The organism is Bradyrhizobium lupini (assembly GCF_040939785.1).
In the GTDB taxonomy this organism is placed as follows: Bacteria; Pseudomonadota; Alphaproteobacteria; order Rhizobiales; family Xanthobacteraceae; genus Bradyrhizobium; species Bradyrhizobium canariense_D.
The window spans coordinates 3,113,777-3,129,648 of sequence record NZ_CP162553.1 but is presented as its reverse complement, the minus strand read 5'-3'; the positions used below and the strand labels follow the sequence as shown (position 1 = coordinate 3,129,648).

The window sequence follows — 15,872 nt, the reverse complement described above, 5'->3', positions numbered from 1 at the left end:
GATCGGTTCAATGCACGGCGGTGAAAAACCGCGCCATGCGAAATCCGGACAGCCAGGTCCACACCGGCTGGCCCCGGATACCGAGATCCCAGGATCCGAGCACGGCGTCTGCGCGGCCGACCAGATTGTCGATCGGCAACATGCCGACGCCGCCGGAGCGCAAGGGCACGCGGCTGTCGGCGGAATTGTCGCGGTTGTCGCCGAGCACGAAGAGATGGCCTGCCGGCACCGTCACTTCCTGCGTGTTGTCGAGCGGACCGTTGTCACGCATCTTGAAGATCAGATGCGAGACGCCGTTCGGCAGCGTCTCGACATAGCGATAGGCGGGTTCGCTGCCGCCATTGTCGTCCTCGGCGGCACCAACGCCGTCCGGCTTCAACTCGGCGGGGCGATCGTTGACGAAGAGCTGGCCCTGGCGCAGCTGGATGCGGTCGCCGGGCAGGCCCACGACGCGCTTGACCCAGGCCTGCGAGCGGTCGCCGGGCCAGCGGAAGACCACGACGTCGCCCTGCTTCGGCGTTTCCGCGAAGACGCGGCCGCTCTCGGGCAGGTTGATCTGGATCGGCAGCGACGAGGTGCCGTAGCCGTAGGGGAATTTCGAGGCGATCAAGGCGTCGCCGATCAACAGCGTCGGCTCCATCGAGCCCGACGGCACGTAGAACGGCTCGGCCAGCGCACCCTTGGCGATGAACACCACCGCGACGATGCCGGCGAGCTGCACCAGCTGGCCGCCCCAGCCGCTGCTCTTCCGCTTGGTGGTGACAGTTATCTTCTCGACGCTCATCCGCCTGTTCCACCCACCGTAATGCGTTCCATCAACAGCGACGGCTGGCCGACGCCGACCGGCACGCCCTGACCGTTCTTGCCGCAGGTGCCGATGCCGGTATCGAGCGCGAGGTCGTTGCCGATCATGCGGATGCGATGCAGGTCGGTCGGCCCGTTGCCGATCAGCATGGCGCCCTTCAGGGGCGCACCGATCTTGCCGTTCTCGATCTTGTAAGCCTCGGTGCACTGAAACACGTATTTGCCCGAGGTGATATCCACCTGGCCGCCGCCGAAATTCGCGGCGAAGACGCCGTTCTTCACCGACGCGAGGATCTCGGCCGGATCGCGGTCGCCCGCCAGCATGTAGGTGTTGGTCATGCGCGGCATCGGCACGTGGGCATAGCCCTGGCGGCGGCCGTTGCCGGTCGGCTTCATATTCATCAGGCGGGCGTTCTGACGGTCCTGCATGTAGCCGACCAGGACGCCGTCCTCGATCAGCACGGTGCGGTTGGTCGGCGTTCCCTCATCGTCGATCGACAGCGAGCCGCGGCGCGAGGCAATCGTGCCGTCGTCGACCACGGTCACGCCCTTGGCCGCGACCTGCTGGCCCATCAGGCCGGCAAACGCGGACGTCTTCTTGCGGTTGAAGTCACCTTCGAGGCCATGGCCAACCGCCTCATGCAGCATCACGCCGGGCCAGCCGGCCCCGAGCACGACGTCCATCTCGCCGGCGGGGGCGGGAATCGATTCCAGGTTGACCAGAGCCTCACGCAACGCGCCGTCGGCGGCGTCGCGCCAGTTCTTGCTTTCGATGAATTCGGCGTAGCCGGCGCGGCCGCCATAGCCCTTGCTGCCGCTCTCCTGGCGGTCGCCCTGACCGGCGACGACGGAGACGTTGACGCGCACGAGCGGGCGGATGTCGCGATAGCTCTCGCCGTCGGGCCGCAGGATCTCGACCACCTGCCAGGTCGCGCCCAGGCTGACGCTGACCTGCCGCACCCGCGGATCCTTGTCGCGCAGATAAGCGTCGATCTCGGCGAGCAGTTTGACCTTGGTCTCGAAGCCGGGGGCATCAAGCGGATTGTCGTCACTGTAAAGCCGCACGTTGGTATGCGCTGGAGGCGCGGCGAAGTTGCCGGAATAGCCACCGCGCACGGCCGCGACCGCGTCCGCGGCGCGAATCAGCGCCGGCAGCGACACGTCGGAGGAATGCGCGTAGCCGACTGCGTCGTCCTTGACGGCGCGCAGGCCAAAACCCTGCGAGGTATCGTAGGTCGCCTGCTTCAGCCGGCCATTGTCGAACATCAGCGCTTCGGTCTGGCTGTATTCCAGGAACAATTCGCCGTCGTCGGCACCGGCAAGCCCGCGCGCGAGCTCGTTGCGAACCTGGTCGCGGTCGAGATTGGCGCGGTCGAGCAGGGAGGTTGTGGCAGGGTTGGTCATGCGTCCGTCCATTATCGGGGGATGTGAGGCAAGATAATGGTTTCCCGGCACTTCCGCGAGGGCGCCAAGTCTCACATTACGGAAACAATAGGATTCGCGGGCCTAACCGCCCTTCGCACTACGGCAGCTTGTCATAGCCCTCGCCGAGCCCGTTCAGGCTGAGCGGGAAGCCGATGCCTTCTTCCGGGGTCTCGAAGATGATGAAGGTCGCGGTCTTGGCAGTGCGGAGCTGGCCGAGCAGCTTGTCGTCCATGACGACCTCGGCGACGCAGCCATTGGGCAGGCAGCGGACAAAGCCGGCACGGCCTACGTCCTGGTTGTCGAGCTTGAGGCCGAGGCCGGAGGGCAGGAGAACGCCGAGGGGGGCGACCACCCGCATCAGGCGGCTCTTCTGGTCGGCGGTCTTGAGAACGATCACGGTCAGGCCGGCGTTGGAGCGGTCTTCGGCCACCACGCTCTGGATCAGGGCGCATTGCTCGGACTGGGCGCCCGGCGGGGTGTCGCAGCGGATCTGCCAGTCGCCATGGACGGAGCGCACCGCGCCCTGCGGATGGGCGAGGCCCGGAAGCGCCAGGACGACGACCGCCGCCAGCAGAGCGGCCAGCATCGTGAGGCTGCCAGCCTGGCTTTTAGCCCGCCTTGCCATGGATCTCGAAAACCCCATCGGGTCGGTCCCTCTGCTCGCCTGGGTCGCTCGCGTCAGGCGGACTGATACGGGAATGACGGCGTCTTGAAGGCGATTCGCAAGCAAATTCCACGCCGCCCCGGCCGCAATCGCCCGCACGAATCAGGTTCCTGTGCGGCTGTGCGCCAAGTGCCTACCGCGGGCAATTCCGCTGTCAAGCGGCAGCATCCCGGGAAATGGTATTTTTGTCTGATGTTACTAGGAAATATCTTGCGGGTGATGGCTGACAGACGAGGCTCAAGACTGCATTGCGATAGATCAAGAATTATGGTTTGAGAGGCTTGATTTCGGCGTTCTAGCGATCTGGCCCCAATTCCTCTTAGAGGTATTCTTGCGCGGCGGTTTGTCAGACGGGGGGATCGAATAAAGCGTTTCCCGAAAATAGGGGAATGCACTTGGGGTGATTTCGTTAGGGGAGCGCGAACGGCATGAAGATGTCGATGGGCCCGGTGGGCCGGCACTTGCTGGGATTGGCCGTGGCGGGTCTGACGCTGGCGACGGGCGGTGCGGCATTTGCCGAGCTGGGGCAGCCGGCTGCGTGGGAGTGGACGCTTCAGCAGTCCGGGTCCCCGGTGATGGACAACATCGTCTGGTTCCACAATTTCCTGTTCGTGCTGATCACGCTGATCACGCTGTTCGTTCTGGCGCTGCTCGTGATCGTTGTCGTGAAGTTCAACGCGAGAGCCAATCCGGTGCCGTCGCGGACCACGCACAACACGCTGATCGAGGTGGCGTGGACGCTCGTGCCGGTGTTGATCCTGGTCGGTATTTCGGTGCCGTCGTTCCGTCTCCTGTTCCTCGAGCTCGACGTGCCGAAGGCGGATCTGACCATCAAGGCGACCGGCAAGCAGTGGTACTGGTCCTACGCCTATCCTGATAACGGCAAGTTCGAGTTCGACTCGCTGATGGCCCAGGACAAGCAGCCCCGTCTGCTCGGCGTCGACAATGAGATGGTGGTGCCCGTCAACAAGGTGGTTCGCGTTCAGGTGACCGGGGCCGACGTGATTCATGCCTTTGCGCTGCCGGCCTTCGGCGTCAAGATCGACGCCATTCCGGGCCGGCTCAACGAAACCTGGTTCAAGGCCACCAAGACCGGCATGTTCTACGGCCAGTGCTCGGAATTGTGCGGCAAGGACCACGCCTTTATGCCGATCGCGATCCGTGTGGTGAGCGACCAGGAGTTCGCCTCCTGGGTCGAGACCGCGAAGAAGAAATATGCGAGCGGCGGCACCAGCACCTACGCCTCCACGGCCGGCCCGACGCAGTGAGCGCCGGGCGCAGGGTTCGAGGAAACTGAAAGCGACATAAGGCGGGACCTCCAAAGGTCCGATCGGGACGCAAGGCAGGATTAGAAAATGGCAACGAGCGCAGCGGCACACGGCGATCACGCGCAAGACCACGGACATGACGAGCACGCCCATCCGACCGGATGGCGGCGCTACGTCTATTCGACCAACCACAAGGACATCGGCACGATGTACCTGATCTTCGCGGTCATCGCCGGCGTTATCGGCGCCGCGATGTCGATCGCGATCCGTGCCGAGCTGATGTATCCGGGCGTGCAGATCTTCCACGAAACGCACACCTACAATGTGTTCGTGACCTCCCACGGCCTGATCATGATCTTCTTCATGGTCATGCCCGCGATGATTGGCGGCTTCGGCAACTGGTTCGTGCCGCTCATGATCGGCGCGCCCGACATGGCGTTCCCGCGCATGAACAACATCTCGTTCTGGCTGCTGCCGGCCTCGTTCGCGCTGCTGCTGATGTCGACCTTCGTCGAGGGCGAGCCGGGCGCCAACGGTGTCGGCGCCGGCTGGACCATGTACGCGCCGCTGTCGAGCTCCGGCCATCCGGGGCCGGCCGTCGACTTCGCGATCCTGTCGCTGCATCTGGCGGGCGCCTCCTCCATTCTTGGTGCCATCAACTTCATCACCACCATCTTCAACATGCGCGCGCCGGGCATGACTCTGCACAAGATGCCGCTGTTTGTGTGGTCGATCCTGGTGACGGTGTTCCTGCTGCTGTTGTCGCTGCCGGTGCTCGCCGGTGCGATCACGATGCTGCTCACTGACCGCAATTTCGGCACGACGTTCTTCAATCCGGAAGGCGGCGGCGATCCCGTGCTGTTCCAGCATCTGTTCTGGTTCTTCGGTCACCCCGAAGTGTACATCCTGATCCTGCCCGCCTTCGGCATGGTCAGCCAGATCGTCTCGACCTTCTCGCGCAAGCCCGTGTTCGGCTATCTCGGCATGGCCTACGCCATGGTCGCGATTGGCGGCATCGGCTTCGTGGTGTGGGCGCACCACATGTACACGGTCGGCATGTCCTCGGCGACGCAGGCCTATTTCGTCGCCGCCACGATGGTCATCGCGGTCCCGACCGGCGTGAAGATCTTCTCGTGGATCGCCACGATGTGGGGCGGCTCGATCGAGTTCCGCGCGCCGATGATCTGGGCGGTGGGATTCATCTTCCTGTTCACCGTCGGCGGCGTCACCGGCGTGGTGCTGGCGAATGCCGGCGTCGACCGCGTGCTCCAGGAGACCTACTACGTGGTCGCGCACTTCCACTACGTGCTGTCGCTCGGTGCGGTGTTCGGAATCTTCGCCGGCTGGTACTACTGGTTCCCGAAGATGTCCGGCTACATGTACAATGAAGGGCTCGCCAAGGCGCACTTCTGGGTCACCTTCATCGGCGTGAACCTGGTGTTCTTCCCGCAGCACTTCCTCGGTCTGTCGGGCATGCCTCGCCGCTATGTCGATTATCCCGACGCGTTCGCGGGCTGGAACCTGGTCTCGTCGGTCGGCTCCTATATCTCCGGCTTCGGCGTGCTGATCTTCCTCTACTGCGTGATCGACGCCTTCGCGAAGAAGGTGCCGGCTGGCGACAATCCGTGGGGTGCAGGTGCGACCACGCTGGAATGGACGCTGCCCTCGCCGCCGCCCTTCCACCAGTTCGAAGTGCTGCCCCGCGTGCAGTAAGCCAATGCTCGCGGCGCCCGTGACGGGCGCCGCGGCTCGACAACCAAGCGAGTCAGTCTAGTGTCCGTCCTCGACCACAACGCCATCGACATCAATCCCCGCATCTCCGAAGCGGAGGTTGGCGATTACATCGCGCTCCTGAAGCCGCGGGTGATGTCGCTGGTGATCTTCACCGCGCTGGTCGGAATGGCGATGGCGCCCGGGCATTTCCACCCGGTGCTGGCCATCACCTCGCTGCTCTGCATCGCGGTCGGCGCCGGCGCGTCCGGCGCGCTCAACATGGCGCTCGAAGGCGACATCGATGCCAAGATGTCGCGCACGGCGAACCGGCCGATTCCGCGCGGCCGCATCACCCGTCCCGAGGCGATGACCTTCGGCATGACGCTCGCCTTCTTCTCGGTGATGACGCTCGGCATCCTGGTCAACTGGATCGCGGGCGCGCTGCTCGCCTTCACCATCTTCTTCTACGTCGTGATCTACACGATCGGCCTGAAGCGCTGGACCGCGCAGAACATCGTGATCGGCGGTGCCGCCGGCGCGCTGCCGCCCGTGGTGGCCTGGGCCGCGGTCACAGGCACGGTCGATGTCGAGCCGCTGCTGCTGTTCGCCATCATCTTCTTCTGGACGCCGCCGCACTTCTGGGCGCTGGCGCTGTTTCGCTCCGACGATTACGCGCGCGCCGGCATTCCGATGCTGCCCAACGTCGCCGGCCCCGACGCGACGCGGCTTCAGATCCTGCTCTACACCATCGTGCTGATCGCGGTCGCGGCCGCGCCCTGGGCGCTCGGCTACTTCGACGCCATCTACGGCATCGTCTCGCTAATCCTCGGCGCCGGCATGCTGGGGTTCGCCATCAACGTCTATATCCGTCGCGAGCGCAGCCAATCGCTGCGGGCGACCCGCAAGCTTTTTGCGTTCTCCATCCTTTATCTGTTCGCGCTGTTTGCGACCTTGCTGGCCGAGGTCGTGTTCCGGGCGCTTGCGCCGATGGTAGGGGGCGCATGATCACAGGGATGGCCGACAAACCCGAGATAGACGGAATCGTCCTCACCGAGGCGCAGAAGAAGAGCCGTCGTCAGCGCTCGATCGCGATCGCACTCGCGCTCGGCGTGCTCGTAGTGCTGTTCTTTGCCGTGACCATGGTCAAGGGGCCGGCCGTGCTCGTCCGGCCGATGTAGGAAACATGGATCAGAAGCCGACCATATCGCGGGATCAGAGCCGGACGGCCACCAAGGGGCGCAGGCCTGCCAGGGGGCTTGGCCGCGACGCGGTGGTCGCCTCGATCTGCGGCGGCGTGGTCGCGCTGATGATCGGCGCCTCCTACGCGGCGGTGCCGTTCTACAACTGGTTCTGCCGCGCCACCGGCTTCAACGGCACGACCCAGGTCGCGACCTCGGCGCCGGCCAGCGGCCCGATCGCACGGAAGATCGCGGTACGCTTCGACTCCAACGTCGCGCCCGGTCTGCCCTGGAAGTTCGAGCCCGAGCAGAGCGAGATCGAGGTCAATATAGGCCAAGTCGTGACCGTCTTCTACACGGTGACCAACCAGGCCGCGCGGACCACCGCAGGCCAGGCCGCCTACAATGTCGCGCCGCTGACGGTCGGATCCTATTTCCAGAAGATCAACTGCTTCTGCTTCACCGAGCAGACCATGGCGGCGGGCGAGAAGCGCGAGATGCCGGTCGTGTTCTATGTCGATCCGTCGATTGCCGACGACCACGAGAACGACGGTCTCAACACGATCACGCTGTCCTACACGTTCTATCCGGTGAAGGATCCGGTGGTGAAGCCGCTCGCGGCCAGCGAAGACGACAAACGCAAGGGAAATCTCTGATCTCCGGACTCACGCGCCGGGGTTGGAAATAAGGGGATAAGTGCCTGACAGGCACGGGATTGAGGAGCGAGACCGCAAATGGCAACGGCGCAAACCAAGCATCACGACTACCATCTGGTCGATCCCTCGCCATGGCCCGTCGTCGGCTCCATCTCGGCCTTCATCATGGCGGTCGGCGCGATCACCTGGATGCACCACATGTTCTCGGCTGCGCCGATCATCTTCGGTGTCGGCACCGTCGGTGTGCTCTACACCATGGCGAGCTGGTGGGGCGACGTGATCAGGAAGCCCAGTACAAGGGCGACCACACCCGCGTCGTGCAGCTGCATCACCGCTACGGCATGATCCTGTTCATCGCCTCGGAGGTGATGTTCTTCGTCGCCTGGTTCTGGGCCTATTTCAACGCGGCGCTATTCCCGGCCGACGCCGTCCACGCTACCCGCGATGCGGTGTTCGGCTGTGGTCTCGGGACCGCGGCCGGCGCCTGCACCGTGCCGGGCACCTGGCCGCCGCACGGCATCGAGACCTTCGATCCCTGGCATCTGCCGCTCCTGAACACCCTGATCCTGCTCACGTCAGGCACCACGGTGACCTGGGCCCACCATGCGTTGCTCGAGAACGATCGCCAGGGCCTGAAATATGGCCTGATCCTCACCGTCGTGCTCGGCGCGCTTTTCACCTGCGTGCAGGCCTATGAGTACAGCCACGCGGCATTCTCCTTCGGCGGCAACGTCTACGGCGCGACCTTCTTCATGGCGACCGGCTTCCACGGTTTCCATGTGCTGGTCGGCACCATCTTCCTGCTGGTGTGTCTGTTCCGCGCCTACGCCGGCCACTTCACGCCGACCCAGCATCTCGGTTTCGAGTTCGCCGCCTGGTACTGGCATTTCGTCGACGTGGTCTGGCTGTTCCTGTTCCTCTGCATCTATGTCTGGGGACACGGCGCCGAGACCATGGCTCACGGCGCGCACTGAGCGGGCTGGCTTCGGATCGAGAAAGGGCGGCCCCGGGCCGCCCTTTTGCTTTTTTTGCGCGCAGGGGTTTCGGCAGAAACTGTGATAGACCCTTTTGCCATGAACGAAGCCGCCGATACGTCCGAGCCGCAAGCCACCGTCCTGCAAAGCGCGCTGCGCGGGCTTGCCTGCAAATGCCCGCGCTGCGGCCAGGGCAAGCTCTATGCAGGCTTCCTGACGCTTGCGCCTTGCTGCGAGCGTTGCGGCCTCGACTACGCCTTCATCGATTCCGGTGACGGTCCGGCGATCTTCATCATCATGCTGGCCGGCGCGATCGTCGTCGGCTGCGCGCTCGTCATCGAGGTCAAGTACCAGCCGCCGTACTGGCTGCACGCGGTGCTGTGGCTGCCGCTGATCCTTGCGACTACCCTGCTGCCGTTGCGCGCGATGAAGTCGCTGCTGATCGCACTGCAATTCCACCATAAGGCGGCGCCGGGCCGGCTGGTCGACCGCGCGAAATGAACGAGACCGCGCGCAAGCCCCGCGTGGCCGGCTTCGCGCTGTTCACGCTTTTCCTGACCGCGGTCTGCGTCACGCTCGGCGTCTGGCAATTGCAGCGCCGCATCGCCAAGCACGAGCTGATCGCCGCACTGACCGAGCGCCTCGCGGAGGCACCGGTCGCTCTGCCGCCGCCGGCACGATGGGCCGCGCTAAGTCCCGCGCGCGATGAATTCCGCCGTGTCAGCTTTACCGCGACCTACGCGCCGTTGCCCGATGCGATGGTCTATTCCTCCGGATCCGCCGTGCGTAAGGACGCGTCGGGCCCCGGCACTTGGGCCTTCCTGCCGGCGCGGCTGCCGAGCGGCGAGACGGTGGTGATCGATGCGGGCTTCGTCGAAAACACCATGCAGGATCGCAGCGTCGAGGATCGCGCGGTCAGGAAGCTCGTCACCGGGCAGGCGGTCTCGTTCACCGGCTATCTGCGCTTCCCCGAGGCACCGGGCTGGCTGACCCCGGTGGAGAACCGCGGCAAGCGGCTGTGGTTCGTGCGCGATCACGTGGCGATCGCGAGCGCGCTGGGCTGGGGCGCGGTTGCGCCGTTTTATGTCGACCTCGAGCAGCCGGCGCCCGAGAACGGCATTCCGCGGCCGGGGCCGCTCGACGTCCATCTCAAGGACGATCACCTGCAATACGCCATCACCTGGTTCACCCTTGCAGGCGCCGTGCTCATCGCCTTCGCCGTGTGGGCAAGAGGGCGGCGGCGGGGCTGAGCTCCGTAGATCCACTTAGGGAACCCGGTATCGCCCGGGGTTTACCATTCAGCGCACATTCACGAGTGTGGTCCTAAGCCGCCAGTAATTTTCCGCGGCAGACAGGATTGCAGCGTGAGTGATTTCGACCAGATGGGAATTGTCGTCGATTGGGTGGATGCCTGCAGGAAGGGCGACCTCGCGACGCTCCTCGACCTCTATGCGGATGACGCCCAGGTCGAATGCACGTGCAACGGCACGCAGCGCTATCGCGGCCGGAGCGAGCTCGAAGCCTATTGGCAGCCGCGGCTCAGCGCTTTCTCGTCGGCCGGTTTCGGGTTGGAGGAAATCCATCCTGCACCCCACGGCGTCGATCTCGAATATTCCGTCGCCGGCGCGCTGCGCATTCGCGCCTCGTTTTGTTTCAGCCCCGACGGCAAGATCCGCACCACGCTGTGCGAGCCGGCGCGACAGAACGCGCAGCTTGGCTGTGCGTGCTAGAGTTTCCGTTCTGATTAATCAGAGCCGAACACCAGATTCTGTTTTGGCGTTTTCTTCACGCGAACCGGTATCCACTTCGCTCGAAAGCGCTTCAATCGCTGACCGGTGCCTCGCGTGCCGGTTCGGCGGAAGGCGGCAGCGCACATAGGTTCTGTCGTCCACGCGCAGCAGTGACAGCGATCCGCTGAGTGCGCGCACGCGCTCATGCATGCCGGTCAGGCCGCGGCCGAACAGATTCCCTTCGGGAAAGCCGCCGCCGTCGTCGGAAATCTCGATGACGACCGTCTCGCCGGCGAAGGTCGCCTGCACATGGGCATGGCTGGCGCCGGCATGACGCAGCACGTTGGTCAGCGCCTCCTGAATCACGCGATAGACGGTTTGAGCCAGCGGCCCGTCGATCGCGTTGAGATTCGGATCGACCGTGTCCGTCAGGTCGATAGACGGCGCCTGCTTGCGAAAATTTCGGAGCAGCGTCTGCACACTGGTCTCCAGACCCAATTCCTCGATGTAGAGCGGTCGCAACCGGTCGAGGATGCGGCGGTTGGTCTGCTGGAGCGCCTCGACCGATTGCAACACCTCCTGCGCCGAACTGCTGAGATTTCCCGCCGGGGGCGAGGCATCGACCAATGCGATCGTGCCGACGCGGATGCCGAACAGCAGCGGACCGAGTTCGTCGTGCAGTTCGCGCGCGAGATCGCGCCGCTCGTCGTCCTGGAGCGAGACCAGGCGGTGCAGCAGGTCGCGATTGTCCTGGCTCAACTGCGCCAGCGTTTCGGCCAGCGCATTGGCCTCCTCGCAGCTTTGCCGGATTTCCGACGGTCCCCCGACCGAGATCGGTGTTGCGTAGTCGCCGCGTCGTAGCCGCGTGAGGCCTGCGCCAAGATCCTGCAGTGGTCGCAGGGCTGATCCCGCAAACACATAGGCGACGACCCCTGTCAGCCCGGTCAGCGCGACGACGAAGCCGGCCAAGGCGAGGAAGCCCACCCAGGTCTCGAACAGCGCTGCGGACAGGTCCGGCACAAACACGATGTCGCCGAAATGCTCGCCGTTGAGGGATACCGGAAATGCGATGTGCAAGTCTGGAATGGAAAGGAGACTGACGAACCATTTTGGTGGGCCATGCGAACCTTGCAGGCCCCTCGACGCAAAGGGAGGAGCAACCGCTCCTGCAGGAAGGAATTGAATATCTGAGGACTCGTCCAGCATCCGGACGAAGTCATCCAGGGTCCTTCGCGGATGGTCGGATGAACGCAGAGCGTTGTTGAGGGCCTCGGCCACGGCTTTGGTCGATCGCTGGGCCGGCTGGTTCTCCTCGGCGAGCTGACCGGTCGTGAAGACGTGCAGCAGGACGCCGCCCATGATCAGCGCCGCCATGAACAGCAGGCCGAGCGGCAGAAACAATTGTGTACTGAAGGACAGCCGTTGCCACATTAGGTCAATTCTAACGCGCGTCAGGGGATTTTGCTCTTTCCATTTGTTCCCGTCGGTTTATGAATCGAAAAACTAGAGAGTTACAATGCAAGATGCTGCCAAGCCGGCGACCCGCGTCCTGATTGTCGACGACCATCCCGTGGTGTTGTCCGGTTGCCGCACCCTGTTCGCCTCCGACCATTCGATCCGGATCGACGAGGCGACCGACGCCAAATCCGGGCATCGCGCCTATGTCAGCAGGCGGCCCGACGTCACTGTGATCGACATCAGCCTGCCCGACGTCTCCGGCTTTGAACTGATGCGGCGCATTCGCAAGGACGATCCCGACGCCAAGATCATCATGTTCAGCATGAACGATGATCCAGCCTTCGTGGTGCGGGCGGTCGAGCTCGGGGCCCAGGGCTACGTCTCCAAGGGCGACGATCCCCGGATCCTGCTCAAGGCGGTGCGCAAGGTGGTTGCTGGCGACAATTTCATCTCACCGCAGCTCGCGGAAGCCGTGACGTTTTCCGGCGCGGCGATCAAGGCCAATCCTGCCTCGCAGATGACGCCGCGGGAGCTCGAGATTCTTCGCTTGTTGGGGCGAGGCGACAAGATCGTCGAGGTCGCCGAGGCGCTCGGCATCTCCTACAAGACCGTCGCCAACACCACCTCTCTGCTCAAGCAGAAGCTCGGTGCCAAGAACCATTCCGACCTGATCCGGATCGCGGTGGAAATCGGGATGAACTGACGCCTTGGGGCACCGAACCGGCTGCACCAGGATGCTGCCGGTTCGGCGGGCGGACCGGTCTCGGCGCTCAGCCGGGCAATGCATGGATAGCGCCGACACCATCCGCCGACACAATGAGCGCAGCCGTCGTTCGTTCCCGAACTGTGCTGTCGTTCGGGATATAATGGTAATGCGTGACGCCAAGCTGCTGGCGAACGTTTGCCCGCGCCGAAACGTGTCGGGAAAAACAGGAACATTTTCTCAGACATTCCGTTTTGTCCCTTGACGATATCGTGACAGCCGACGAAAGCTTGCGCGAACAGTTTTTGCGGGTCGGTGACCCCAAGACGCCAAACCGGTCTGCACACAACGACAGACCTTCCAAGAGAGGGCTGCGGCATTGCCGCAGCCCTTTTCGTTGGCAGCGCTTTTCGTTGGCAGCCTTTTTCCTTGGACGGCCCCAGGCGCGAAGCGGTTTCCTGATGCCGCAAAACACTTTATGGTGGCCCAAAGCCTCTGGCTGTTAACAAGTAATTTCGTAAAATCAAAGGCTTGCGGACCGAGTCCAGGCTCGGCCGGCCTTTGGAGGGCAGTTTGACTCGTTATATCTCGACCCGGGGCGAGGCCCCCGAACTCGGCTTCTGCGACGTGATGCTGACCGGGCTCGCTCGCGACGGCGGCCTGTATGTGCCGGCCACCTGGCCGCAACTCTCGCCTGACGCCATCGCCGGCTTTTTCGGGCGTCCCTATTGGGAGGTCGCGGTCGAGGTGATCCGCCCTTTCGTCGCCGGCGAGATCTCGGACGCCGAGCTCGGCCGTATGGCGAACGAGGCCTACGCCACCTTCCGCCATCCGGCGGTGGTGCCGCTGCGCCAGATGGCGCCGCACCAGTTCGTGCTGGAGCTGTTCCACGGCCCGACGCTCGCCTTTAAGGACGTGGCGATGCAGCTGATCTCGCGGCTGATGGACCACGTGCTCGCCCAGCGCGGCCAGCGCACCACCATCGTGGTCGCGACCTCGGGCGACACCGGCGGTGCTGCGGTCGACGCGTTCGCAGGACTCGAAAATGTCGATCTCATCGTGCTGTTCCCGCATGGCCGCATCTCCGAGGTGCAGCGGCGAATGATGACGACGACGGGCGCGGCCAACGTCCATGCGCTTGCCGTCGAGGGCAATTTCGACGATTGCCAGGCCCTCGTGAAGGCGATGTTCAACAACCATCGCTTCCGCGATGCGACGTCGCTGTCCGGCGTCAATTCCATCAATTGGGCGCGCATCGTCGCCCAAGTGGTCTACTATTTCACCTCCGCCGTTGCCGCCGGTGCACCCGCGCGCGCGGTGGACTTCGTCGTGCCGACCGGCAATTTCGGCGACATCTTCGCCGGCTATGTCGCCAAGCGCATGGGTCTTCCGGTGCGGACCCTGGGCATCGCCGCCAACGTCAACGACATCCTGGCGCGCACGCTGAAGACCGGGATCTACGAGGTGCGCGAGGTCCACGCGACGGCTTCGCCGTCGATGGACATTCAGATCTCCTCGAATTTCGAGCGGCTGCTGTTCGAGGCTGGCGGGCGCGATGCCGCCGGCGTGCGCCGTCTGATGGATTCACTGAAGCAATCGGGACGCTTCGTGCTGCCCGATGCGACGCTGGCCGCGATCCGCGAGGGGTTCGACGCAGGCCGGGCCGACGAGACCGAGACCGCGGCCGCGATCCGCGCCGCCTGGCGCGAGGCCGGCGAGCTGGTCGATCCCCACACCGCGGTCGCGCTTGCGGTCGCCGACCGCGACACCACGGACAGGACGGTTCCCAGCATCGTGCTGTCCACCGCCCATCCGGCCAAATTCCCCGATGCGGTCGAAGCGGCCTGCGGCCAGCGGCCGCAACTGCCGGCCTGGCTCGATGGTCTGATGACCAAATCCGAACACATGAAGGTGATGAAGAACGACCAGACCGAGGTCGAGCGGTTCGTGCTGTCGGTCAGCCGCGCCGCGAAACAGGGAGTTGCCGGATGAGCGTCGAGATTTCCAAGCTTGCGTCCGGCCTCACTGTCGTCACCGACAAGATGCCTCATCTCGAGACCGCGGCGCTCGGCGTCTGGGCCGGCGTCGGCGGGCGCGACGAGAAGCCCAACGAGCACGGCATCTCGCATCTTCTGGAACATATGGCATTCAAGGGCACGACGAAGCGCTCCTCGCGCGAGATCGTCGAGGAGATCGAGGCGGTCGGCGGCGACCTCAATGCCGGCACCTCGACCGAGACCACGTCCTATTATGCGCGGGTGCTGAAGGCCGACGTGCCGCTCGCACTCGACGTGCTCGCCGACATCCTGGCCAATCCCGCCTTCGAGCCCGACGAACTCGAGCGCGAGAAGAACGTCATCGTGCAGGAGATCGGCGCGGCGCAGGACACGCCTGACGACGTCGTGTTCGAGCATCTCAACGAGCTCTGCTATCCCGACCAGCCGATGGGCCGCTCGCTGCTCGGCACTGCGAAGACCTTGCGTGCCTTCAGCCGCGACTCGCTGCGCGACTATCTGTCGACGCACTACCGCGGCCCCGACATGGTGGTGGCGGCCGCCGGCGCGGTCGATCACAAGCAGGTGGTCGCCGAGGTCGAGCAGCGCTTTGCCAGTTTTGAGGGGACAGCGGGTCCCAAGCCGCAACCCGCACAATTCGGCAAGGGCGGCACCAAGGTGGTGCATCGCGAGCTCGAGCAGGCGCATCTGACCTTGGCGCTGGAGGGCGTGCCGCAGACCGATCTGTCGCTGTTCTCGCTCCAGGTCTTTACCAACATCCTCGGCGGCGGGATGTCGTCGCGGCTGTTCCAGGAGGTGCGCGAGAAGCGCGGCCTCTGTTACTCAATCTACTCGTTCCATGCCCCCTATACCGACACCGGCTTCTTCGGCCTCTACACCGGCACCGATCCGGCCGATGCGCCCGAGATGATGGAGGTCGTGGTCGACATCATGAATGATTCGGTCGAGACCCTGACCGAGGTCGAGATCGCGCGGGCCAAGGCGCAAATGAAGGCGGGGCTGCTGATGGCGCTGGAGAGCTGCTCGTCCCGCGCCGAGCAGCTTGCTCGGCATGTGCTGGCCTATGGCCGGCCCCAGACCGCCGAGGAGCTGGTGGCCCGAATCGACGCCGTCAGCGTCGAATCGACCCGGATGCGGCGCGTGCGCTGCTTTCGCGCAGCCGCCCTGCGGTTGTCGCATTGGGCAGTGGCAGGGGTCTGGACACGGCGGTGTCTTTTGCGGAAGGATTGACCCGGGCACGCGCCAAGGCGCGGCTGCATTAGGAGCCGCGCACGGGTTGATCCG

At 64.4% G+C, this 15,872-nt stretch carries 13 protein-coding genes and 3 pseudogenes; 12 read left to right on the top strand and 4 right to left on the bottom strand.

Annotated elements, in window-relative coordinates:
* Positions 1-7: 7 nt before the first annotated feature.
* The 3 genes from lepB to AB3L03_RS14825 all read right to left on the bottom strand — a co-directional run bounded on the left by lepB (position 8) and on the right by AB3L03_RS14825 (position 2,872).
* The gene (gene lepB, locus AB3L03_RS14835; protein ID WP_368508845.1) at positions 8-784 is read right to left on the bottom strand and encodes a signal peptidase I; all 777 of its coding nucleotides are present in this window, start codon (positions 782-784) and stop codon (positions 8-10) included.
* The gene (gene tldD, locus AB3L03_RS14830; RefSeq protein ID WP_368508844.1) at positions 781-2,208 is read right to left on the bottom strand and encodes a metalloprotease TldD; all 1,428 of its coding nucleotides are present in this window, start codon (positions 2,206-2,208) and stop codon (positions 781-783) included. The genes lepB and tldD overlap by 4 nt, the downstream gene beginning before the upstream one ends.
* 118 nt (positions 2,209-2,326) lie before the next feature.
* Positions 2,327-2,872: an invasion associated locus B family protein gene (locus tag AB3L03_RS14825; protein WP_368508843.1), complete on the bottom strand. Its 546-nt coding sequence runs from the start codon at positions 2,870-2,872 to the stop codon at positions 2,327-2,329.
* A gap of 449 nt (positions 2,873-3,321) precedes the next feature.
* On the opposite strand from AB3L03_RS14825, the gene coxB reads away from it, so the two are divergent.
* From coxB to AB3L03_RS14780, 9 genes and pseudogenes are all read left to right on the top strand, one after another.
* A complete protein-coding gene (coxB, locus tag AB3L03_RS14820; protein WP_018460007.1) occupies positions 3,322-4,161 on the top strand; it encodes a cytochrome c oxidase subunit II in 840 nt (279 codons plus the stop codon).
* Positions 4,162-4,248: 87 nt separating this feature from the next.
* A complete protein-coding gene (gene ctaD, locus AB3L03_RS14815) occupies positions 4,249-5,874 on the top strand; it encodes a cytochrome c oxidase subunit I (protein WP_007605061.1) in 1,626 nt (541 codons plus the stop codon).
* A gap of 60 nt (positions 5,875-5,934) precedes the next feature.
* Entirely contained in the window at positions 5,935-6,879 is a 945-nt protein-coding gene (locus AB3L03_RS14810) for a heme o synthase (RefSeq protein WP_085357795.1), read from the top strand.
* A complete protein-coding gene (locus AB3L03_RS14805) occupies positions 6,876-7,052 on the top strand; it encodes a hypothetical protein (RefSeq protein WP_026233922.1) in 177 nt (58 codons plus the stop codon). The genes AB3L03_RS14810 and AB3L03_RS14805 overlap by 4 nt, the downstream gene beginning before the upstream one ends.
* 5 nt (positions 7,053-7,057) lie before the next feature.
* On the top strand, positions 7,058-7,708 hold the full coding sequence (locus AB3L03_RS14800; protein WP_204513203.1) for a cytochrome c oxidase assembly protein: 651 nt from the start codon (positions 7,058-7,060) through the stop codon (positions 7,706-7,708).
* Between the two features lie 78 nt (positions 7,709-7,786).
* A pseudogene (locus tag AB3L03_RS14795) lies at positions 7,787-8,682 on the top strand (cytochrome c oxidase subunit 3).
* A 99-nt stretch (positions 8,683-8,781) separates the two neighbouring features.
* Entirely contained in the window at positions 8,782-9,183 is a 402-nt protein-coding gene (locus tag AB3L03_RS14790; protein ID WP_018460002.1) for a DUF983 domain-containing protein, read from the top strand.
* Positions 9,180-9,932 (top strand): SURF1 family protein, encoded by a 753-nt coding sequence (locus tag AB3L03_RS14785; RefSeq protein WP_085351971.1) that lies wholly within the window; start codon positions 9,180-9,182, stop codon positions 9,930-9,932. Before AB3L03_RS14790 ends, AB3L03_RS14785 begins: the two co-directional genes overlap by 4 nt.
* A gap of 114 nt (positions 9,933-10,046) precedes the next feature.
* The gene (locus tag AB3L03_RS14780) at positions 10,047-10,412 is read left to right on the top strand and encodes a nuclear transport factor 2 family protein (RefSeq protein WP_026233921.1); all 366 of its coding nucleotides are present in this window, start codon (positions 10,047-10,049) and stop codon (positions 10,410-10,412) included.
* A gap of 91 nt (positions 10,413-10,503) precedes the next feature.
* Here AB3L03_RS14780 and AB3L03_RS14775 read toward each other — a convergent pair.
* Positions 10,504-11,843: pseudogene (locus AB3L03_RS14775) on the bottom strand (histidine kinase).
* Between the two features lie 85 nt (positions 11,844-11,928).
* On the opposite strand from AB3L03_RS14775, the gene AB3L03_RS14770 reads away from it, so the two are divergent.
* From AB3L03_RS14770 to AB3L03_RS14760, 3 genes and pseudogenes are all read left to right on the top strand, one after another.
* Positions 11,929-12,573: a response regulator gene (locus AB3L03_RS14770; protein WP_368508842.1), complete on the top strand. Its 645-nt coding sequence runs from the start codon at positions 11,929-11,931 to the stop codon at positions 12,571-12,573.
* Positions 12,574-13,146: 573 nt separating this feature from the next.
* Positions 13,147-14,565, top strand: a complete 1,419-nt coding sequence (gene thrC, locus AB3L03_RS14765; RefSeq protein WP_018459997.1) for a threonine synthase — start codon at positions 13,147-13,149, stop codon at positions 14,563-14,565.
* Positions 14,562-15,850: pseudogene (locus AB3L03_RS14760) on the top strand (M16 family metallopeptidase). Before thrC ends, AB3L03_RS14760 begins: the two are co-directional and overlap by 4 nt.
* Positions 15,851-15,872 lie beyond the last annotated feature (22 nt).

What these genes read in the sequence shown, in the direction of transcription:
- lepB (WP_368508845.1), bottom strand. Translation starts at nt 784, where the DNA reads ATGAGCGTCGAGAAGATAACTGTCACCACCAAGCGGAAGAGCAGCGGC.
- tldD (WP_368508844.1), bottom strand. Translation starts at nt 2,208, where the DNA reads ATGACCAACCCTGCCACAACCTCCCTGCTCGACCGCGCCAATCTCGAC.
- AB3L03_RS14825 (WP_368508843.1), bottom strand. Translation starts at nt 2,872, where the DNA reads ATGGGGTTTTCGAGATCCATGGCAAGGCGGGCTAAAAGCCAGGCTGGC.
- coxB (WP_018460007.1), top strand. Translation starts at nt 3,322, where the DNA reads ATGAAGATGTCGATGGGCCCGGTGGGCCGGCACTTGCTGGGATTGGCC.
- ctaD (WP_007605061.1), top strand. Translation starts at nt 4,249, where the DNA reads ATGGCAACGAGCGCAGCGGCACACGGCGATCACGCGCAAGACCACGGA.
- AB3L03_RS14805 (WP_026233922.1), top strand. Translation starts at nt 6,876, where the DNA reads ATGATCACAGGGATGGCCGACAAACCCGAGATAGACGGAATCGTCCTC.
- AB3L03_RS14800 (WP_204513203.1), top strand. Translation starts at nt 7,058, where the DNA reads ATGGATCAGAAGCCGACCATATCGCGGGATCAGAGCCGGACGGCCACC.
- AB3L03_RS14790 (WP_018460002.1), top strand. Translation starts at nt 8,782, where the DNA reads ATGAACGAAGCCGCCGATACGTCCGAGCCGCAAGCCACCGTCCTGCAA.
- AB3L03_RS14785 (WP_085351971.1), top strand. Translation starts at nt 9,180, where the DNA reads ATGAACGAGACCGCGCGCAAGCCCCGCGTGGCCGGCTTCGCGCTGTTC.
- AB3L03_RS14770 (WP_368508842.1), top strand. Translation starts at nt 11,929, where the DNA reads ATGCAAGATGCTGCCAAGCCGGCGACCCGCGTCCTGATTGTCGACGAC.